Source organism: Pantoea sp. ARC270 (assembly GCF_003236725.1).
Classification (GTDB): domain Bacteria; phylum Pseudomonadota; class Gammaproteobacteria; order Enterobacterales; family Enterobacteriaceae; genus Pantoea; species Pantoea anthophila.
In genome coordinates this window covers 1-19352 of sequence record NZ_PUGA01000021.1, presented here as the reverse complement: position 1 = coordinate 19352, position 19352 = coordinate 1, and the positions used below count along the sequence as shown (strand labels likewise).

Annotated in this window: 19 protein-coding genes; 15 read left to right on the top strand and 4 right to left on the bottom strand. The window is 59.0% G+C overall.

The annotated features are described in order from the left end of the window. Nucleotides 1-8: 8 nt before the first annotated feature. Together CKF42_RS11230 and CKF42_RS11225 are read right to left on the bottom strand one after the other, a co-directional pair. The gene (locus tag CKF42_RS11230; protein WP_111208211.1) at nucleotides 9-293 is read right to left on the bottom strand and encodes a YciI family protein; all 285 of its coding nucleotides are present in this window, start codon (nucleotides 291-293) and stop codon (nucleotides 9-11) included. Nucleotides 294-302: 9 nt separating this feature from the next. Then, nucleotides 303-1316, bottom strand: coding sequence for an aminopeptidase (locus CKF42_RS11225; RefSeq protein WP_033736029.1), 1014 nt, complete (start codon nucleotides 1314-1316; stop codon nucleotides 303-305). Between the two features lie 365 nt (nucleotides 1317-1681). Here CKF42_RS11225 and cysG point away from each other — a divergent pair, with 365 nt between their 5' ends. From cysG to rpoS, 13 genes are all read left to right on the top strand, one after another. Further along, nucleotides 1682-3097 (top strand): siroheme synthase CysG, encoded by a 1416-nt coding sequence (gene cysG, locus CKF42_RS11220; protein ID WP_111208210.1) that lies wholly within the window; start codon nucleotides 1682-1684, stop codon nucleotides 3095-3097. A 9-nt stretch (nucleotides 3098-3106) separates the two neighbouring features. After that, a complete protein-coding gene (cysD, locus tag CKF42_RS11215; protein ID WP_009086943.1) occupies nucleotides 3107-4015 on the top strand; it encodes a sulfate adenylyltransferase subunit CysD in 909 nt (302 codons plus the stop codon). 11 nt (nucleotides 4016-4026) lie between these two features. Further along, complete coding sequence (gene cysN / locus CKF42_RS11210; RefSeq protein ID WP_111208209.1) at nucleotides 4027-5454, top strand: sulfate adenylyltransferase subunit CysN; 1428 nt, start codon at nucleotides 4027-4029, stop codon at nucleotides 5452-5454. Then, nucleotides 5454-6059 (top strand): adenylyl-sulfate kinase, encoded by a 606-nt coding sequence (gene cysC, locus CKF42_RS11205; protein WP_046102454.1) that lies wholly within the window; start codon nucleotides 5454-5456, stop codon nucleotides 6057-6059. The genes cysN and cysC overlap by 1 nt, the downstream gene beginning before the upstream one ends. Nucleotides 6060-6113: 54 nt before the next feature. Next, the gene (locus CKF42_RS11200) at nucleotides 6114-6434 is read left to right on the top strand and encodes a DUF3561 family protein (RefSeq protein WP_009086937.1); all 321 of its coding nucleotides are present in this window, start codon (nucleotides 6114-6116) and stop codon (nucleotides 6432-6434) included. A gap of 176 nt (nucleotides 6435-6610) precedes the next feature. Then, the gene (gene ftsB, locus CKF42_RS11195) at nucleotides 6611-6928 is read left to right on the top strand and encodes a cell division protein FtsB (RefSeq protein WP_009086936.1); all 318 of its coding nucleotides are present in this window, start codon (nucleotides 6611-6613) and stop codon (nucleotides 6926-6928) included. A gap of 3 nt (nucleotides 6929-6931) precedes the next feature. Next, nucleotides 6932-7648, top strand: coding sequence for a 2-C-methyl-D-erythritol 4-phosphate cytidylyltransferase (gene ispD, locus CKF42_RS11190; RefSeq protein WP_046102453.1), 717 nt, complete (start codon nucleotides 6932-6934; stop codon nucleotides 7646-7648). Then, nucleotides 7648-8130, top strand: coding sequence for a 2-C-methyl-D-erythritol 2,4-cyclodiphosphate synthase (ispF, locus tag CKF42_RS11185; RefSeq protein WP_009086933.1), 483 nt, complete (start codon nucleotides 7648-7650; stop codon nucleotides 8128-8130). The genes ispD and ispF overlap by 1 nt, the downstream gene beginning before the upstream one ends. Further along, nucleotides 8127-9167 (top strand): tRNA pseudouridine(13) synthase TruD, encoded by a 1041-nt coding sequence (gene truD, locus CKF42_RS11180; protein ID WP_111208208.1) that lies wholly within the window; start codon nucleotides 8127-8129, stop codon nucleotides 9165-9167. Before ispF ends, truD begins: the two co-directional genes overlap by 4 nt. A gap of 191 nt (nucleotides 9168-9358) precedes the next feature. Then, nucleotides 9359-10120 carry a 5'/3'-nucleotidase SurE gene (surE, locus tag CKF42_RS11175; RefSeq protein ID WP_009086929.1) on the top strand — a complete coding sequence of 254 codons (762 nt, stop codon included), beginning with the start codon at nucleotides 9359-9361 and terminating at the stop codon, nucleotides 10118-10120. Beyond that, on the top strand, nucleotides 10114-10740 hold the full coding sequence (locus CKF42_RS11170) for a protein-L-isoaspartate(D-aspartate) O-methyltransferase (protein WP_009086927.1): 627 nt from the start codon (nucleotides 10114-10116) through the stop codon (nucleotides 10738-10740). Before surE ends, CKF42_RS11170 begins: the two co-directional genes overlap by 7 nt. Before the next feature lie 162 nt (nucleotides 10741-10902). Further along, a complete protein-coding gene (gene nlpD / locus CKF42_RS11165) occupies nucleotides 10903-12003 on the top strand; it encodes a murein hydrolase activator NlpD (RefSeq protein WP_058958445.1) in 1101 nt (366 codons plus the stop codon). Nucleotides 12004-12060: 57 nt separating this feature from the next. Beyond that, nucleotides 12061-13053 (top strand): RNA polymerase sigma factor RpoS, encoded by a 993-nt coding sequence (gene rpoS / locus CKF42_RS11160; protein WP_009086923.1) that lies wholly within the window; start codon nucleotides 12061-12063, stop codon nucleotides 13051-13053. A gap of 120 nt (nucleotides 13054-13173) precedes the next feature. On the opposite strand, the gene mutS is transcribed toward rpoS, so the two are convergent. After that, entirely contained in the window at nucleotides 13174-15735 is a 2562-nt protein-coding gene (mutS, locus tag CKF42_RS11155) for a DNA mismatch repair protein MutS (protein WP_009086921.1), read from the bottom strand. Between the two features lie 585 nt (nucleotides 15736-16320). Between mutS and CKF42_RS11145 the strand changes: the two genes are divergently transcribed. Next, entirely contained in the window at nucleotides 16321-17244 is a 924-nt protein-coding gene (locus CKF42_RS11145) for an amidohydrolase family protein (RefSeq protein WP_111208206.1), read from the top strand. A 23-nt stretch (nucleotides 17245-17267) separates the two neighbouring features. Here CKF42_RS11145 and narL read toward each other — a convergent pair whose 3' ends face one another. Further along, entirely contained in the window at nucleotides 17268-17918 is a 651-nt protein-coding gene (gene narL, locus CKF42_RS11140) for a two-component system response regulator NarL (RefSeq protein ID WP_111208205.1), read from the bottom strand. A gap of 312 nt (nucleotides 17919-18230) precedes the next feature. Here narL and CKF42_RS11135 point away from each other — a divergent pair. Next, on the top strand, nucleotides 18231-19352 hold a 1122-nt coding region (locus tag CKF42_RS11135), incomplete at its 3' end, for a NarK family nitrate/nitrite MFS transporter (RefSeq protein WP_111208204.1).

The following is a 19352-nucleotide window of genomic DNA, read 5'->3' as shown; positions in this document are numbered from 1 at the left end:
GCCCGAACTCAGACGCCGGTTAAGCCACTGAAGGCTTCCGCTGCCCGCGTGACATTCACCTTTGTCACCTCATACTGCGCCACGGCGACAAAAGGATCTTCCGCTAAGATCGCCTCCAGCCGTTCACACTCAATATCCCTCACCAGCAGCATCCCGCCGGTGCGCGGATCTTTCCGTCCCGCCGCAATAAAAATGTCCGCGTCAAAATAGCGATTGAGCCAGTCGATATGGCCAGCCAGCAGGGTTTCAACTTCCTCTACCGGCCGAATGTAATTCAGAAAGACGACGTACATGTTAGATCCTCACACGTTGGGATTGGTCAGTTCTCTGAGCAGCGGCAGCAGCACGCTGACACTGTCATGGGTTCGTCGGGCTATCTGACCCGGCAGCCAGCGGTCAAGGTAGTTCAGATTATCCAGGTCAGTCTGATGGCGGGTGACACCATCGGGAAAGTGGCGGCTGCGGTGACGCTGCAGCGCGCCATCTTTATTTCCCAGCGTCCAGTTACTGGCGGTCACATCCAGCAGCGGAAAACCCGCCCTGTCAAAGGCATTCAGCCCGCTGACATCTTTGCGGGTCAGCTGATGACTGGCGGCGGGAATGCCGAGCTGGCGGGCCAGCAGCAGCGCCCGATCGCTGGTCTGCTTGCGTACCGCCCGGGGCGTATTCATGCCGCTGTTAAAATAGAGATGATCGCCGGTGATCAGGCTGTTGAGGTCGATGACCAGCAAGGTGTTCTTCTTCTCACGCGCGCTCATCCGCTCCACGTAGTCATCCATGCCGTGCAGATCGGCTTCTCCGGCGCTCAATGCCACAAAGCGGACGCCATAGTGCAGCGGTTTCTGACTCAGCTGCTGCGCCAGCTCCAGCATCACGCCCAGCCCTGAGGCGTTATCATCCACCCCCTGCAGACGCAGGCCGCCCAGATTGCGGTGAACCTGAGCGCTGTTCAGCGGCGTCCAGGTATCCAGATGGGCCACGATCAGGATCTCCTGCGGCACGCTGCCGGCGCGTGCGGCAATGACCGAGGTGGCGGTCAGCTTGTGCCAGCGCCGCGAGCCATCCTCTTCCTGCCAGTTGTAACCGGTGTTGAACTGGCGGGTATTGGTCTGATAACCCAGCGCGGTAAATTGCTGCTGCAGATAGTCAGCCGCCATCAGCTCGGCCGGGCTGCCGCTCATCCGGCCCGGGAAAAAGGTGGCGATGTGCCGGACCTGCTGCTCGGCAAACTGGCCGGGCGGCGTGGCCAGTGCCAGCGGGGAGAGGAGTGCGCCAGACAAAAGAGTGGCAACCCTCAGACGGAGGGAACAAAACATAGTGCATCCTTTTTTTTATTTGTCCGGAGCGGGCCTGTACAGGGGCCAGGGCCGCTCATGCCGGGCGTATTATACGCTTTTTGTTCCGCAATCCTGTTAGTGGAATCGGGCGCTGTCGCCTCCGGCACAGAGAGGCAGGCCTTTGCGCTGGCACTTATCTGCTTTTGCAGCGCAGCAGGTGCGGAGGAATCTGTGAGCCTGTTCACGAAAAAGCCATTACATTTCATCTGTTAAGATCAAATTGTTCTGTGCTTTGCGCCACCGTTATTCCATTCGGTAACTACTCATTCCAATTCGTAATTTCATCTGGATAAACTCAGCGACGTATAGTCCCGTTAATACAAAGTTAAAACATCAGGGTTAACGTGGACTATTTGCCTCTTTTTGCCGATCTCTCTGGCCGCCCGGTTCTGGTTGTCGGCGGTGGAGATATTGCGGCGCGAAAAATTGAACTGCTGCGTCGCGCGCGCGCGCGTGTTCAGATCGCCTCTCGTGAACTCTGCCCGGAACTGCAGGAACTGCTGGATAAGCAGGAGCTGGAGTGGGTGGCGACCGAATTTGATCCGTCCCAGCTGGATGGCGTTTTCCTGGTGATTGCTGCCACCGACGATAACCATCTCAACACCCAGGTTTTTGAAGCCGCTAACGCGCGGCATAAGCTGGTTAACGTGGTCGACGACCAGCCCAAATGCACCTTTATCTTCCCGTCGATTGTCGATCGCTCACCGCTGGTAGTAGCGATCTCCTCCAGCGGCACCGCGCCGGTACTGGCGCGCATGCTGCGCGAAAAAATCGAAACGCTGCTGCCCGCCAGTCTGGGTCAGATGGCGGAGGTAGCCGGACTCTGGCGCGATAAGGTCAAACAGCGCTTCAGCCGGATGTCCGATCGTCGGCGTTTCTGGGAGCGGGCCTTCGACGGTCTGTTCGCCAGTCAGATGTCCGCCGGTAACGTCGAAGAGGCGAAGCGCACGCTGGATCGTGAACTGCTGGAAGAGCCAACCCGTCAGGGCGAGATCTTTCTGGTCGGTGCCGGGCCGGGCGACAGCGGCCTCCTGACGCTGCGTGGCCTGCAGGTAATGCAGTTAGCCGATGTGGTGCTCTATGACCATCTGGTCAGCGAAGAGGTGCTGGACCTGGTGCGTCGTGACGCCGACCGCATCTGCGTCGGTAAACGCGCCAGCGCGCATACGTTGCCGCAGGAAGAGATTAATCAGTTGCTGGTTTCACTGGCGCTGAAAGGTAAGCGCGTTGTCCGCCTCAAGGGCGGCGATCCCTTTATCTTTGGCCGCGGCGGCGAAGAGCTGCAGGCGGCACATCAGGCGGGCGTGCCGTTCCAGGTGGTGCCGGGCGTCACCGCGGCTGCCGGTGCGACGGCCTATGCCGGGATTCCGCTGACCCACCGCGACTATGCCCAGAGCGTGATGTTTATTACCGGTCACTGCCGTCCCGATGGCGATGATATTGACTGGCCATCGCTGGCGCGTGCGCGTCAGACGCTGGCGATCTACATGGGCACGGTTAAAGCGGCTGCTATCAGCGCGGCGCTGATTCAGCATGGTCGTGCACCATCAACGCCGGTGGCGGTGATCAGTCGCGGCACCCGTCAGGATCAGCAGGTGCTGACCGGCACCTTAGAACACCTTGAGGCGCTGGCCGCCTCGGCACCTACTCCGGCGCTGCTGGTGATCGGAGAGGTGGTTAATCTGCACGGGCAACTCGCCTGGTTTAAACATTCAGCACAGCAGGGGGCTCGCGAGTCCGCCGTTGTCAATCTGGCTTGAGGGAAAATCATGGACCAAAAACGACTCACTCATCTGCGTCAGCTGGAGGCGGAGAGCATCCATATCATTCGCGAAGTGGCTGCAGAGTTCAGCAACCCGGTGATGATGTACTCCATCGGCAAAGACTCTTCGGTCATGCTGCACCTGGCACGCAAAGCGTTCTATCCGGGCACGCTGCCGTTTCCGTTGCTGCATGTGGACACCGGCTGGAAATTCCGCGAGATGTATGAATTCCGTGACCGCACCGTGAAAGCGATGGGTGCCGAGCTGATCGTTCACCGCAACCCGGAAGGGGTGGCGATGGGCATTAACCCGTTTGTCCACGGCAGCGCCAAACACACCGATATCATGAAAACGGAAGGGCTGAAGCAGGCGCTGGACAAATATGGTTTTGACGCGGCCTTCGGCGGCGCACGTCGCGATGAAGAGAAGTCGCGCGCCAAAGAGCGTATCTACTCGTTCCGTGACCGCTTCCATCGCTGGGACCCGAAAAACCAGCGCCCTGAGCTGTGGCACAACTACAACGGTCAGATCAACAAGGGCGAAAGCATCCGCGTTTTCCCGCTGTCGAACTGGACCGAACTGGATATCTGGCAGTACATCTTCCTGGAAAACATCGAGATCGTGCCGCTCTATCTCGCCGCGCCGCGTCCGGTGCTGGAGCGTGACGGCATGCTGATGATGATTGATGACGATCGTATCAATCTGCAGCCGGGTGAAGAGATCACCCAACGGATGGTTCGTTTCCGTACACTCGGCTGCTGGCCGCTGACCGGCGCAGTGGAATCCGAAGCGCAGACGCTGCCGGAGATCATCGAAGAGATGCTGGTGTCCACCACCAGTGAGCGTCAGGGCCGCATGATCGACCGCGACCAGTCCGGTTCGATGGAACTGAAAAAACGCCAGGGTTATTTCTAAGGAGACGCCAGATGAATACCGTAATTGCACAACAGATTGCCGACCAGGGCGGCGTTGAAGCCTGGCTGACCGCTCAGCAACACAAGAGCCTGCTGCGTTTTCTGACCTGCGGCAGCGTGGACGATGGAAAAAGTACCCTGATTGGGCGTCTGCTGCACGACACCCGTCAGATCTATGAAGACCAGCTCTCTTCACTGCACAACGACAGCAAACGTCACGGCACCCAGGGCGAGAAGCTCGATCTGGCGCTGCTGGTTGACGGTCTGCAGGCGGAGCGTGAGCAGGGCATTACCATCGACGTGGCCTACCGCTACTTCTCGACCGAAAAGCGTAAATTCATTATTGCCGACACGCCGGGCCATGAGCAGTACACCCGCAACATGGCGACCGGGGCCTCCACCTGCGACCTGGCGATCCTGCTGATCGACGCGCGTAAAGGCGTGCTGGATCAGACCCGTCGTCACAGCTTTATCTCGACGCTGCTGGGCATTAAAAACCTGGTGGTGGCGATCAACAAGATGGATCTGGTGGACTACAGTCAGGAGCGCTTCGAGGCGATCAAACAGGATTATCTCGATTTCGCCGCCCAGCTGCCGGACGATCTCGACATCCGCTTTGTGCCGATGTCGGCGCTGGAAGGGGACAACGTTGCGACGGCCAGCCAGACCATGCCGTGGTACACCGGCCCGACGCTGCTGGACGTGCTGGAGACCGTGGAGCTGAAGCGCGTTGTCGACCATCAGCCGATGCGCTTCCCGGTGCAGTATGTGAACCGTCCTAACCTCGATTTCCGTGGCTATGCCGGTACCCTGGCGTCAGGCAGCGTGCAGGTGGGTCAGCGCGTTAAAGTGCTGCCGTCTGGCGTGGAGTCAACGATTGCCCGCATTGTGACCTTTGATGGCGATCTGCAGGACGCGGGAGCAGGGGAGGCGATTACCCTGGTGCTGCAGGATGAGATTGATATCAGCCGTGGCGATCTGCTGGTGGACGCCAGTGAAACGCTGACGGCAGTGCAGTCGGCCAGCGTTGACGTGGTGTGGATGGCGGAGCAGCCGCTGCAGGCGGGTCAGAGCTACGATCTGAAAATCGCCGGTAAGAAAACCCGTGGCCGGGTCGAAAAGGTGCTGCACCAGGTCGACATCAACTCGCTGGCGACCCATCAGGTCGAGGCGCTGCCGCTGAACGGAATCGGTCGCATTGAGATCGTCTTCAATGAACCGATGGTGCTCGACAGCTATCAGCAGAACCCGGTGACCGGCGGCATGATCTTTATCGATCGCCTGAGCAACGTCACGGTCGGGGCGGGCATGATCCATCAGCCCAACCAGGATGTGCCGGTCAATACAGGTGAGTTCAGCGCCTTTGAGCTGGAACTGAATGCGCTGGTGCGCCGTCACTTCCCGCACTGGAACGCGCGCGATCTGCTGGGCGGTCAATAATGGCGCAGCACGACGACAACGTGGTGTGGCATGACCATCCGGTCACCCGCGCGGCACGCGAACAGCAGCACGGCCATCAGGGCGTGGTGCTGTGGTTCACCGGGCTGTCAGGCTCGGGGAAATCCACGGTCGCCGGTGCGCTGGAGCAGGCGCTGCACCGCATCGGTGTCAGCACCTATCTGCTGGATGGGGATAATGTGCGTCACGGCCTGTGCCGTGACCTCGGTTTCAGCGATGACGACCGTAAAGAGAATATCCGTCGTGTCGGCGAAGTGGCGAAACTGATGGTGGATGCCGGATTAGTGGTGCTCACCGCCTTTATTTCACCGCATCGCGCCGAGCGGCAGATGGTGCGCGATCTGCTGGAACCGGGACAGTTTATCGAGGTGTTTGTCGATACGCCGTTAGCGGTGTGCGAGGCGCGCGATCCTAAAGGGTTATACCGCAAAGCCCGGGCCGGAGAACTGCGAAACTTCACCGGCATCGACAGCGTTTACGAAGCCCCGGAGAGCCCGGAAATTCAGCTGGATGGCGAACAATTGGTTACAAAACTGGCCGCCCAATTGTTAGACCTGCTGCGTGACCGCGATATCATCAGATCCTGAAGAGACAGCGGCAAATCGTCTCTGATTTGCCGCCCTCGCACCAACAGGATGCCTATGCAGAACATAACCCCACTGCTCGCTCGTAAAGATGACACTGCCCCGGATGAGCCGCGCTCATTGCTGCCGGGCTGCGTGATCGGCTTTCTCGCTTACTGGTGTGCGCTGGCGATCCCGTTCCTGCTGTTCGGCTCTAACACGCTGTTTTTCTTTCTTTATACCTGGCCATTCTTTCTGGCGCTGCTGCCGGTTGCGGTGGTCGCCGGTATTGCCCTGAATACCCTGCTCAGCGGACAGTGGCTCTGGACCGCACTCGCCACCGTGATTCTGGTGGTCTCCCTCTTCTGGTTAATGTTCTCTTTTCTCTCCGGCTGGTAAGCGCTGATGCCCCTGCGCTGATGTGCAAACGCATCGGCCGGTTACAAATCTTTTCCCCCCGGAATCGCTGCTGATTCATATTTTGCGCAGACGCGCGGCAAAGCGCGCCATTTTCTCCGCTGGTGTGGAGTCCTGTGCAAAGTTATGGGATGATTGGGCCGTTTTTAGGGGGCGGGATGGGAAAACTGACGTTACTGTTACTGGTGCTGCTCGGCTGGCTGCAATATTCATTGTGGCTGGGGAAAAATGGCATCCACGACTATACGCGCGTCAATGATGATGTCGCGGTGCAACAGGCTAACAATGCCAAACTGAAATCGCGCAACGATCAGCTGTTTGCCGAAATTGATGACCTCAATGGCGGCTCGGAAGCGATCGAGGAGCGTGCACGCAATGAGCTGGGCATGATTAAGCCCGGTGAGACCTTCTATCGTCTGGTGCCTGACCAGAACAAACGCAACGCGCAACAATCAGCGCAAAACCAACAACGATAAAACATGAATACTCTGGCCTCCCTTGCGGATGTGATTGCCGTAGTGCCCGCGGCCGGGATCGGCAGCCGCATGCAGGCAACCTGTCCTAAGCAGTATCTGACGATTGGTCAGCACACCCTTCTGGAACACAGCATTGCACGTCTGTTTTCCCATCCTGCCATTAAACAGGTTATTGTCGCCCTCAGTCCCGACGATCAGCACTTCGCCTCACTGCCGCTGGCGCGCGATCCGCGCGTGCTCAGGGTTACCGGCGGAGAGACCCGCGCCGAATCGGTGCTGGCTGGCCTGCAGGCCGCGCAGGGTGCCGCGTGGGTTCTGGTTCACGATGCTGCCCGTCCCTGTCTGCATCCCGACGACCTGCAGCAGCTGCTTAACGTGCGCGAACAGAGCCACGTCGGCGGGATTCTGGCCGCACCAGTGCGCGACACCATGAAACGTGGCGAGCCGGGCAAAGCCGCGGTGGCCCACACGGTAGAGCGTGACGATCTCTGGCACGCCTTAACCCCCCAGTTTTTCCCGCATGCGCTGCTGACAGCCTGCCTGACGCGGGCACTGACCGAGGGCGCAACCATTACGGATGAGGCCTCGGCGCTGGAGTATTGCGGCTACCATCCGCTGCTGGTCAGCGGACGCAGTGATAACATCAAAGTCACCCGGCCAGAAGATCTGGCGCTGGCGGCTTTTTATCTGAGTCAGATTCAATTAAAGGAGAGCGCATGATGCGTATCGGTCACGGTTTTGACGTTCACGCCTTTGGCGGAGAGGGTCCGTTAGTGATTGGCGGTGTGCGGATCCCGTTTGAGCAGGGGTTTATCGCCCATTCCGATGGTGATGTGGCGCTGCATGCGCTGACCGACGCGCTGCTGGGCGCGGTCGCCATGGGCGATATTGGCAAGCTGTTTCCGGATACCGATCCCGCGTTTAAAGGCGCGGACAGCCGCGGCCTGCTGCGCGAGGCCTGGCGTCGTATCGAAGCCAAAGGCTATCGCATCGGTAACGTGGATGTCACCCTGATAGCCCAGGCGCCGAAAATGCTTCCGCATGTGCCGCAGATGCGCATCAACATCGCGGAAGATCTGGGATGTCACATGGATGCGGTCAATGTCAAAGCCACCACGACCGAAAAGCTGGGCTTTACCGGGCGCGGTGAAGGGATCGCCTGCGAAGCGGTGGCCCTGCTGCTGAAAGCCGACACTCAATGACGCTTCACTATCTGCACGGCACGCCCGCTGCCACCGGCGTCATCAAAGCCAGCCCGGAAGATTTTGTGGTGGTTGAAGATCTCGGTTATGGCCCGGATGGGGAAGGTGAGCATCTGCTGGTGCGCATCCGTAAAGTGGGCGCGAATACCCGCTTCGTGGCGGAGGCGCTGGCGAAATATCTCGGGGTGCATCAGCGTGACATGAGCTATGCCGGGATGAAGGATCGCCATGCCGTGACGGAGCAGACGCTCTGTTTCCGTCTGCCGGGGAATGCGATGCCCGATCTGCGCGGTTTTGCGCTGGAGGGGGTTGAGATCCTGCAGGCGGTACGCCACAAGCGCAAGCTGCGCATCGGCGCGCTGGCCGGAAATGCGTTCCGGCTGGTCATCCGCCAGCTCAGCGACCGTGAGGCAGTTGAGACGCGCCTGACGCAGATTCGTGACGCGGGTGTGCCGAACTATTTCGGTGAGCAGCGTTTCGGGCGCGGCGGCAATAACCTGGTGATCGCAGAGAAGTGGGCGCGCAACGAGATTACCCTGCGCGATCGCAACAAGCGCAGCCTGATGCTCTCTGCCGCGCGCAGTGCGCTGTTTAATCAGGTGACCAGTGCGCGTCTGGCACAGCAGGGCGGCCTGAGTCAGGTCCTTAACGGCGATGCCCTGCAGCTGACCGGGCGAGGCAGCTGGTTTGTTGTGCAGCCGGATGAGCTGGAAGCGTGCCAGCGCCGGGTTGAACAGCATGAACTGCGCATCACCGCGCCGCTGCCGGGGCGGGGCGAGCCGGGTCCGCAGGCGGATGCGCTGGCTTTTGAAGAGCAGGTGCTGGCTGGCGAAACCCTGCTGACTGGCCTGATTGAGCGCGAGCGGGTGGATGCCGCACGCCGTGCCATGCTGGTCGTGCCGCGCGATCTGCGCTGGAGCTGGTGGGATGAGGTGACGCTGGAGCTGACGTTCTGGCTGCCCGCAGGCAGCTTCGCCACCAGCGTCGTCAGAGAACTGCTGGTTCAGACCGACGCGTCCGATCAGATTGATGAGTAATCTTCGCCGCAACCTGACCCGCTGTGTGGGGAATGTTGCGGCAACCCCCCTCTGCTGTGTGATTTACGCCTACCACTTCCTTGCGTGCCTCGCTAGAATGCAAAAATCGCCGCCCATTCATCACCTGTTGCCATGCCGTTCAGACAGGTTCAGTCGCGGCGACCAGTCGAATAAAAAAAGGTCAGAACGAAATGCGGATATTGCTCAGCAACGATGACGGCATTCATGCGCCAGGTATTCAGACTCTGGCGAAAGCCCTGCGGCAGATTGCTGACGTGCAGGTGGTTGCCCCCGATCGTAACCGAAGCGGTGCGTCAAACTCGCTCACCCTGGAAACGCCCCTGCGAACGTTCACCCATGAAAACGGCGATATCGCGGTGCAGATGGGTACCCCGACCGACTGTGTCTATCTGGGGGTGAATGCCCTGATGCAGCCGCGGCCCGATATTGTGGTGTCAGGCATCAATGCCGGTCCCAACCTGGGGGATGATGTGATTTACTCCGGTACGGTCGCGGCGGCGATGGAGGGGAGACACCTGGGCTTACCGGCGATCGCCGTTTCGCTCAATGGTCATCAGCACTACGAGACAGCCGCGGCGGTGACCTGTGCGCTTCTCCGGGCGCTGACGCATGAGCCGCTGCGCACCGGTCGCATTCTCAATATCAACGTGCCCGATCTGCCGCTCTCCGAACTCCGGGGCATTCGCGTGACGCGCTGTGGCAGCCGCCATCCGGCCGATCAGGTGATTGCGCAGCAGGACCCGCGCGGCAATACCCTCTACTGGATTGGCCCGCCGGGTGAAAAACTGGATGCCGGGCCAGATACGGACTTCGCCGCCGTGGATCAGGGTTATGTCTCTGTCACCGCGCTGCACGTCGATTTAACGGCGCACAGTGCCCAGGAGGTGCTCAGCGACTGGCTGGCGAAAGCTGAGGTGAATCTGGCATGGTGAATCGGCGTATTGAGACGTTGCTGTCACAACTGCGTCAGCAGGGCATCCATGACGAAAACCTGCTGAAAGCCATTAGCGAGGTGCCACGCGAACGCTTTATCGATGAGGCGTTCGAGCACAAGGCCTGGGACAATGTCGCCCTGCCTATCGGCTCCGGTCAGACCATCTCACAGCCTTACATGGTAGCGCGGATGACCGCGCTGCTCGGGCTGAATCCCCATTCGCGGGTGCTGGAAATCGGCACCGGTTCGGGTTATCAGACCGCCATTCTGGCCCACCTGGTTGATCACGTCTATTCCGTGGAGCGGATTAAAGGGCTGCAGTGGCAGGCCAAGCGCCGGCTGAAACAGCTCGATCTGCACAATGTCTCCACCCGCCATGGCGACGGCTGGCAGGGCTGGCCATCCCGAGGCCCGTTCGATGCGATTATCGTCACGGCGGCCCCGCCGGAAATTCCGATTGCGCTGATAGCGCAGCTGGCAGAAGGCGGCATTATGGTGCTGCCGGTGGGGGAAGATCAGCAGGTACTGAAACGGCTGCGTCGTCAGGGAAAAGAGGTGACGGAAGAGACCATCGAGCCGGTGCGTTTTGTTCCGCTGGTGCAGGGCGACCTGGCCTGACCCTCTACGTATTTCTTCACAACTGTTTCATGGCACCACGTACCTGATGTTGTTACTATCCGGTTTACCTAACGAAAACACAGCTTTTATCGCGTCACGCAGAGCATTCTGCTGGCAGATACAGTGAAACAGATAGATCAGAGTTGCCATCACGGGGGATTAATGAGCACGGGAAGCACACTTTTTCAGTTACGCCGTCTGGCGGCGCTTTCACTGGTAGGTTTCTGGCTGGCAGGCTGCAGCTCCAGCGACAACTCGCAGGCGCCCATCAGTCGCGTGGGCGACAATAGCGGCATGAACAGCAGCCCGTCTGACACAGGCATGGTTTCGGGCGGCGTACCTGCCACACCTGCCCAGGGACAAATGTTAAGCACAAATTCAGGATCTGCTCCCCGTAGCGGTGGAATGATTAGTACCAGCGATAATGTTGAGACACAGAATGGCCGGATTGTGTACAACCGCAGTTATCAGAATATTCCAAAGGGTAGTTACTCCGGTGAAACATATACCGTTAAGCGCGGTGACACATTGTTTTACATTGCCTGGATTACCGGCAACGACTTCCGCGATTTAGCCCAGCGCAACAACGTTCCGGCGCCCTATAGCCTGAATGTGGGGCAAACGCTGCAGATTGGAAATGGGTCAGGTCAGCCGATTACGGGCGGAAATCCTATTACCGTTGCTGATGCAACGCAGGGCGGTGTTCCGGCGTCGCCACAAATTAAAGCGCCTGTTGTTGCACAGCAACCTGTTATTACGTATTCTGATGATTCGGGTAATTCGGGTGGCAGCAAATTGTTGCCTTCGAAAGGAGCAAATGTTGCAACGACAACAGCTCCAGTCGTGACCGCCCCCCCAACGGTGAGCAGTACCACCAACAGTTCAACGCCGGTCGGAAGCTGGCGCTGGCCGACCGATGGGAAGATTATCGATAACTTCTCTGCCGCCGAAGGTGGCAATAAAGGGATCGATATCGCCGGAACGCGCGGACAATCTGTCGTTTCCACCGCATCAGGACGCGTGGTTTACGCAGGTAACGCACTCCGGGGGTACGGTAATTTAATCATCATTAAACACAACGATGATTACCTGAGTGCCTACGCCCACAACGATACAATGCTGGTTCGGGAACAACAGGAAGTTAAGGCGGGGCAGAAGATCGCTACCATGGGTAGCACCGGAACCAGTTCAGTCAGATTACATTTTGAAATTCGTTACAAGGGGAAATCCGTAAACCCGTTGCGTTATTTACCGCAGCGATAATCCGGCAGAACAGACCCTTTTTATGTTCTGCCCTGGAATCACGGGTAGGAGCCGCTTATGAGCCAGAATACGCTGAAAGTAAACGAGTTACATGAGAACGCGGAATTCGATGAGAACGGAGCTGAAATTTTTGACGAGAAAGCACTCGTTGAAAACGAAGCCAGTGATAGCGACGTAGCGGAAGAAGAGTTGCTATCACAGGGTGCGACGCAGCGTGTTTTAGATGCGACGCAGCTCTATCTTGGGGAGATTGGCTATTCTCCGTTGTTAACGGCAGAGGAAGAAGTTTTCTTCGCTCGCCGTGCATTGCGGGGTGATATCCCTTCCCGTCGCCGTATGATCGAAAGTAACTTACGCCTGGTGGTGAAAATCGCCCGTCGTTACAGCAATCGTGGTTTAGCTCTACTGGACCTGATTGAAGAAGGTAACCTCGGCCTGATTCGCGCCGTTGAGAAATTTGACCCGGAGCGCGGGTTCCGTTTCTCAACGTACGCCACCTGGTGGATTCGTCAGACCATTGAACGGGCGATCATGAATCAAACCCGTACTATCCGTCTGCCGATTCACATTGTTAAAGAACTGAACGTTTATCTGCGTACTGCGCGTGAACTGTCCCACAAGCTCGACCATGAGCCGAGTGCGGAAGAGATCGCGGAGCAGCTTGATAAACCGGTTGATGACGTAAGCCGTATGTTGCGTCTCAACGAACGCATTACCTCGGTTGACACGCCATTAGGCGGGGATTCTGAAAAAGCGCTGCTGGATATTCTGGCCGATGAGAAAGACAACGGCCCGGAAGACACCACGCAGGACGATGACATGAAACAAAGCATCGTCAAATGGCTGTTCGAACTGAACGCCAAGCAGCGTGAAGTGCTGGCACGTCGTTTCGGCCTGTTGGGCTATGAAGCGGCAACGCTTGAGGATGTCGGTCGTGAAATCGGCTTAACCCGTGAGCGTGTCCGTCAGATTCAGGTTGAAGGTTTGCGCCGTCTGCGCGAAATCCTGCAGGCGCAGGGCCTCAACATTGAAGCACTGTTTCGTGAATAACTGATCTGAGCATGAATGCGAAAAGCGGTGGTGAAAACCACCGCTTTTTTTATGCCTGCAGAAAAGGTCAGGCAGAAACGTAGCGGGCCGGTCCGCGCTTTTACGCGGCACGGCGAACCTTCAGACCAGCGACTTAAGGCGATAGATCCAGTCGAGCGCCTGACGCGGCGTCAGCGTATCCGGGTCCAGCGCCTCCAGGGCTTCTACCGCCGGTGAGGTCTCTTCAACCAGCAGAGGCAACTGAGAACCATCTACCGTCGATGAGGCGGAGTGACTGGAGACGGTCTCCAGCTCTTTCAGCTTGCTGCGCGCGCGTCTGATGACCTCTTTGGGCACCCCCGCCAGCGCTGCCACGGCCAGACCATAGCTCTTGCTGGCGGCCCCCTCCTGCACGCTGTGCATAAAGGCGATGGTGTCACCGTGCTCCACCGCGTCCAGGTGAACGTTGACCACGCCCTCCATTTTCTCCGGCAGGGTGGTCAGCTCGAAGTAATGGGTGGCGAACAGCGTCATCGCTTTAATGCGGTTGGCCAGGTTTTCGGCACAGGCCCAGGCCAGCGATAAGCCGTCGTAGGTGGAGGTACCGCGTCCAATCTCATCCATCAGCACCAGACTGTTTTCGGTGGCGTTGTGCAGGATGTTGGCGGTTTCGGTCATCTCCACCATAAAGGTCGAGCGTCCGGAGGCGAGATCGTCAGCGGCACCGACGCGGGTGAAAATGCGATCCAGCGGGCCAATCAGCGTCTCATCGGCGGGAACAAAACTGCCAATCCACGCCATCAGCGCAATCAGCGCCGCCTGACGCATATAGGTACTTTTACCGCCCATGTTCGGACCGGTAATGATCAGCATTCTGCGCTGAGGGGCCAGGGAGAGCGGGTTCGCAATAAACGGCTCTTTCAGCACCTGCTCGACCACCGGATGACGACCGCCGCTGATTTTGATCCCGGCTTTATCCTGCAACACCGGCCGGCAGTAGTTCAGCGTCCAGGCGCGCTCGGCCAGATTGCTCAGCACATCCAGCTCTGCCAGCGCCGCGGCACTCAGCTGCAACGCTTCAAGATGCGGCAGCAGCTGATCGAACAGCGCCTCATAGAGGCTTTTTTCCAGCGACAGCGCTTTCCCCTTCGAGGTCAGTACTTTGTCTTCGTACTCTTTCAGCTCCGGGATAATGTAGCGTTCCGCATTTTTCAGGGTCTGACGACGGACATAGTGCATCGGCACCTGATGGCTCTGCGCGCGGCTCACCTGGATGAAGTAGCCGTGTACGCCGTTAAAGCCAACCTTGAGGGTATCCAGTCCCAGCTTCTCGCGTTCGCGAATCTCCAGCCTGTCGAGATAGTCCGTTGCGCCATCGGCCAGCGCACGCCACTCATCCAGCTCGGCGTTATAACCGGGGGCAATCACGCCGCCGTCGCGGATCAGCACCGGCGGGGAGTCGATGATCGCCTGCTCCAGCAGCTCACGCAGCGCGGCGAACTCGCCCATCTGGGTGCGCAGCTTCTGCAGCTGTGGCGCTTCAACATCGGCCAGCAGCTGGTTAAGCTCCGGCAGCTGCTGAAAAGCGTGCCGCATGCGGGCCAGATCGCGCGGGCGGGCGGTGCGCAGCGCCAGGCGGGCCAGGATTCGTTCCAGATCGCCGACCTGACGCAACACCGGCTGAAGCACCTCACTGAGAGGCTGCAGTTCTGCAATCGACTCCTGACGCTGGGTGATCGTGCGCACGTCGCGCAGCGGCATATGCAGCCAGCGCTTGAGCATGCGGCTTCCCATCGGGGTGACCGTTTTGTCCAGCACGGCCGCCAGGGTGTTGTCGGTGCCGCCTGCCAGGTTCTGGGTGATCTCCAGATTACGGCGGGTGGCCGCATCCATAATGATGCTGTCCTGCTGCCGCTCCATGCTCAGCGAGCGGATGTGCGGCAGGGTGGTGCGCTGGGTATCTTTGGCATACTGCAGCAGACAGCCCGCCGCACTCAGTCCGAGCTGCGCATTCTCCACGCCAAACCCGTTAAGGTCACGGGTGCCGAACTGCAGATTGAGCTGCTGCCGGGCGGTGTCGATCTCAAACTCCCACAGCGGACGGCGGCGCAGGCCACGACGCTGATCGATCAGTGACATCGCCTGGAAATCTTCAGGGTAGAGCAGCTCGGCCGGGTTGGTGCGCTGCAGCTCTGCCGCCATAGTTTCGGCATCGGCAGGTTCGCTGAGGCGAAAACGGCCCGAGCTGATGTCGAGCGTGGCGTAGCCAAACCCCCGCGGACTTTGCACAATCGCCGCCAGCAGGTTGTCGTGCCGCTCCTGCAACAGCGCCTCATCGCTGATGGTTCCCGGCGTAACGATACGCACCACTTTGCGCTCAACCGGACCTTTGCTCAGCGCCGGGTCACCGATCTGCTCGCAGATCGCCACGGATTCGCCCAGCTGCACCAGCTTAGCCAGATACCCCTCAACCGCATGATAGGGCACACCGGCCATCGGAATCGGTTCACCCGCCGACGCGCCGCGCTTGGTCAGCGAAATCTCCAGCAGCTGTGAGGCACGTTTCGCGTCGTCATAAAACAGCTCGTAGAAGTCACCCATACGGTAAAACAGCAGAATGTCAGGGTGCTCGGCCTTGAGGCGCAGGTACTGCTGCATCATGGGCGTGTGAGAAGGAAAGTCCTTTTCGGTTGGCTCTTGCATAAGGTTTTAACTCATCTTTGATGCGGTAAATTTCTGGCGGTCAACGCCCATGAAACCGAAAGGGATTCCAGGCGCGCAGGATAATCAGATGATAACGAATAGGGCAGGGCATATGCCAGCCTGATGCGCAGACCGTGAACCTGACCGGCCAGGAGCCATCCTGGCAAATGGCAGGGCGGCTGGCGACAGAAAAGTGTCACTTTTGCACTCTCTGGTGTGCTGCTGCGAGGCGGCTCGCGATTTCTGACAGGATAGCGCACCGGGGGATTGCCGATCAGGTGGCTGCGCGCGGAGCGTGCGGTTCACCGGCAGGGTCGGGCGGATTAAAGAAAAATCAGTCCACCGTGCCGCCTGAAAAAGAGACTCCGGTCAAAGAAGCGGCACGCACATCTGCGCCCGGCGGACAAAAGTGCTTGAATCAACGGGTTACATTTTCAGCGCGCAAAATTTACCCGGTGAAGTCCGGTCAGCATCACGCCGTCATAGCGGCGACCGGGAGAGTTTGCCGGGATGATGACGTCGCGCTCAGGATGGAACGGAAAGTCTGAATAACGGCTTTAATGACCTTAATTATCAGGAGGATAAATGTCACTAACCCGTCGGCATTTCTTACACTCAGGCGCGGCGCTGGCTTTCGCTGCGGCGTTTCCCGCCTTCGCAAACGTGCCTTACAGTTCGGGCGAGAAAAAACCTCAGCTGATTCCGCCGCCAGGCAGCGTCGATTGCCATATGCATCTGTACGACAGCCGCTGTCCTGCCGTGCCTGGCACAAAACTGATGAACCCGGCGAACGCCTCACTGGAAGACTATCGGAAGCTTCAGCAGAGACTGGGCATCAACCGGATGGTGATTGTCACACCCTCCCGCTATGGAACCGATAACAGCGTCCTGCTGAATGGCCTGGCGGCGAGCGGGGGAAATGCGCGCGGCGTGGTGGTGCTGGATTCGTCGGTCAGCGATGATGAACTGCAGAAGCTGCATCAGGCGGGCGTCAGGGGAATCCGGTTCAATCTGCGTTACAGCGCGGTTAACCTCGATGATATGGAGAAGTTAGCAGCACGCGTAAATCCCCTGAACTGGCATATTCAGGTGGTGACCTCTGGTAAACACTTAACCGAACTGGAAAGCCGGCTGCAAAGACTCCCGACCCCGGTGGTGATCGATCATATGGGGCACGTGCCGCAGCCGGAGGGCATTACGTCGCCGGTGTTTACCACGCTGCAGCGGATGCTGGATGGCGGGAAAAGCTGGATAAAACTCTCCGGGGTTTATATCGACTCCTTAACCGGCGCGCCGGGCTATAACGATGTGACGCCGGTGGCACAAAAACTGGTGCAGATTAACCCGGAACGGCTGCTGTGGGGCAGCGACTGGCCGCATCCGACCGAACCGGACAGCCATAAGCCGGACGATGCAGTGTTACTCGATCTGATGCAGGTCTGGGCGCCGGAGAGCCGGGATCGGCAGAGAATACTGCGTGATAACCCCGTTAAGCTCTATGACTTCTGACGCAGCATTTACAGGCAGCCAGGTCAGTTCAGCCCGTGCTGCAGCGCCCATACCGCGGCTTCCAGCCGGGATTTAAGGTTCATCTTCTTCAGCAGATATTTGACGTGGACCTTAACGGTGCTTTCGCTGATGGCCAGCTTACGGGCGATCGCTTTATTGGTCATCCCGTCGCTGATCAGCTGCAGGATTTCGCGTTCGCGTCGGGTCAGCTGCGTGATGTCACGCGGCCGGGCAGGCCGGGCGTCGCGCAGCCGGGTGACCAGCATCGGCGTTAACGCCTCGCTCAGCACGATCTGACCGGCTGCCGCCTGATGCAGGGCTTTCAGCAGCGCTTCCGGCTCCATATCCTTCAGCAGATAGCCATCGGCGCCGCGCTGCAGTGCGCTGACGACATCCTCTTCCTCATCCGACACGCTGAACACCACCACCCGCCCGGAGAGGGGGGCTTCGCGCAGTCGGGTCAGGGTATCCAGCCCATTCAGTCCCGGCATATTCAGATCCAGCAGGATCAGGTCAGGATCGTGCTGCTGCGCCAGCGCCACGCCCTGCGCACCGTTTCCCGCCTCGGCAACCACCTGCAGTCTCTCATCCAGCGCGATTAGCTGCTTCAGCCCGTTGCGCAGCATGGGGTGGTCGTCGATCAATAAAAGCGTAAATGTCTCTGCCGTCACCATGACTCCTGTTCCTGTCGCCGCTGCCCGTCCGGATCGGGTGTGGGCCTATCTTACCGGTGAGGCGGGGGCGCTATATACCCCCAAAGGACTACTCCTTTATTTCCATTTTCCCTCTCCCCGGCTCACCATTTTCAGTGCAGCCGATTAACCTTATGATTTGCAATGACTCTCTGCTGCCTCTCCGCTACTTATCCCGGCTGAGACAGGATGACCACGCCCGGATAACCTGCATTGCCGTTGATTTGTATCAAGCAAGCGGGCAGGGCGGATACGCAGGATATGCCCCATTATTCTTCTGCTGATGAGAGAGTCATGACCCAATCTGCCCCTTTGCAAACCCCGACGCGCGGCGCACCGATCCAGGAGTGGCAACCGGAAAATGCGGCCTTCTGGCAGGCGCGGGGTAAACGCATCGCCAGCCGCAACCTCTGGATCTCTGTCTTCTGTCTGCTGTTGAGCTTCTGCGTCTGGATGCTGTTCAGCACCGTCGCGGTTAACCTGAATAAGGTCGGCTTCCGCTTCAGTACCGAACAGCTCTTTCTGCTGACCGCGCTGCCGTCGGTCTCCGGCGCGCTGTTGCGTGTGCCTTACTCATTTGTGATTCCCGTCTTTGGCGGACGCCGCTGGACCGCCTTCAGCACCGGCATCCTGATCGTTCCCTGTCTGTGGCTCGGTTTTGCGGTAAGGGACAGCCAGACCTCCTTCGCCACCTTTATGGCGATCGCTCTGCTGTGCGGTTTCGGGGGGGCGAACTTCGCCTCCAGCATGGGCAATATCAGCTTCTTCTTTCCCAAAGCCCGTCAGGGCGGCGCGCTGGGCATCAATGGCGGCCTGGGGAACCTCGGCGTCAGCGTCATGCAGTTTGTTGCCCCGCTGGCGATCTCCTGCGCCATTTTTGGTTTTGCCGATGGAGGGCAAGTCACCGCGAGCGGCGATAGCCTCTGGCTGGAAAATGCGGCCTGGATCTGGGTGCCGTTTCTGGCCATCGGCACGCTGGCCGCCTGGCTGGGGATGAACGATCTGGCGGCAGCGAAATCCTCGCTGCGCGAACAGCTGCCGGTGCTGAAACGTCCGCACCTCTGGATCATGGCGCTGCTCTATCTGGCGACCTTCGGCTCCTTTATCGGCTTTTCAGCCGGCTTCGCCATGCTGACAAAGACGCAGTTTCCCGGGGTGGTGATTATGCACTACGCCTTTTTTGGCCCGCTGATTGGCGCACTGGCGCGCTCAGCAGGCGGCATGATCTCGGATCGCTTCGGCGGAACCCGCGTCACCCTGATCAACTACGTGCTGATGGCGCTGTTTGCTGCGCTGCTGTTCCTCACGCTGCCGGGAGCCGGACATCAGGGATCGTTCGTCGCCTTCTTCGCCCTGTTTATGGGCCTGTTCCTCACTTCCGGCCTCGGCAGCGTGAGGAACAGCAGCGCAGCAAAC

What these genes read in the sequence shown, in the direction of transcription:
- rpoS (WP_009086923.1), top strand. Translation starts at nt 12,061, where the DNA reads ATGAGCCAGAATACGCTGAAAGTAAACGAGTTACATGAGAACGCGGAA.
- cysC (WP_046102454.1), top strand. Translation starts at nt 5,454, where the DNA reads ATGGCGCAGCACGACGACAACGTGGTGTGGCATGACCATCCGGTCACC.
- nlpD (WP_058958445.1), top strand. Translation starts at nt 10,903, where the DNA reads ATGAGCACGGGAAGCACACTTTTTCAGTTACGCCGTCTGGCGGCGCTT.
- ftsB (WP_009086936.1), top strand. Translation starts at nt 6,611, where the DNA reads ATGGGAAAACTGACGTTACTGTTACTGGTGCTGCTCGGCTGGCTGCAA.
- cysN (WP_111208209.1), top strand. Translation starts at nt 4,027, where the DNA reads ATGAATACCGTAATTGCACAACAGATTGCCGACCAGGGCGGCGTTGAA.
- surE (WP_009086929.1), top strand. Translation starts at nt 9,359, where the DNA reads ATGCGGATATTGCTCAGCAACGATGACGGCATTCATGCGCCAGGTATT.
- cysD (WP_009086943.1), top strand. Translation starts at nt 3,107, where the DNA reads ATGGACCAAAAACGACTCACTCATCTGCGTCAGCTGGAGGCGGAGAGC.
- CKF42_RS11170 (WP_009086927.1), top strand. Translation starts at nt 10,114, where the DNA reads ATGGTGAATCGGCGTATTGAGACGTTGCTGTCACAACTGCGTCAGCAG.
- truD (WP_111208208.1), top strand. Translation starts at nt 8,127, where the DNA reads ATGACGCTTCACTATCTGCACGGCACGCCCGCTGCCACCGGCGTCATC.
- CKF42_RS11230 (WP_111208211.1), bottom strand. Translation starts at nt 293, where the DNA reads ATGTACGTCGTCTTTCTGAATTACATTCGGCCGGTAGAGGAAGTTGAA.
- CKF42_RS11225 (WP_033736029.1), bottom strand. Translation starts at nt 1,316, where the DNA reads ATGTTTTGTTCCCTCCGTCTGAGGGTTGCCACTCTTTTGTCTGGCGCA.
- ispD (WP_046102453.1), top strand. Translation starts at nt 6,932, where the DNA reads ATGAATACTCTGGCCTCCCTTGCGGATGTGATTGCCGTAGTGCCCGCG.
- mutS (WP_009086921.1), bottom strand. Translation starts at nt 15,735, where the DNA reads ATGCAAGAGCCAACCGAAAAGGACTTTCCTTCTCACACGCCCATGATG.
- CKF42_RS11200 (WP_009086937.1), top strand. Translation starts at nt 6,114, where the DNA reads ATGCAGAACATAACCCCACTGCTCGCTCGTAAAGATGACACTGCCCCG.
- ispF (WP_009086933.1), top strand. Translation starts at nt 7,648, where the DNA reads ATGCGTATCGGTCACGGTTTTGACGTTCACGCCTTTGGCGGAGAGGGT.
- narL (WP_111208205.1), bottom strand. Translation starts at nt 17,918, where the DNA reads ATGGTGACGGCAGAGACATTTACGCTTTTATTGATCGACGACCACCCC.
- CKF42_RS11145 (WP_111208206.1), top strand. Translation starts at nt 16,321, where the DNA reads ATGTCACTAACCCGTCGGCATTTCTTACACTCAGGCGCGGCGCTGGCT.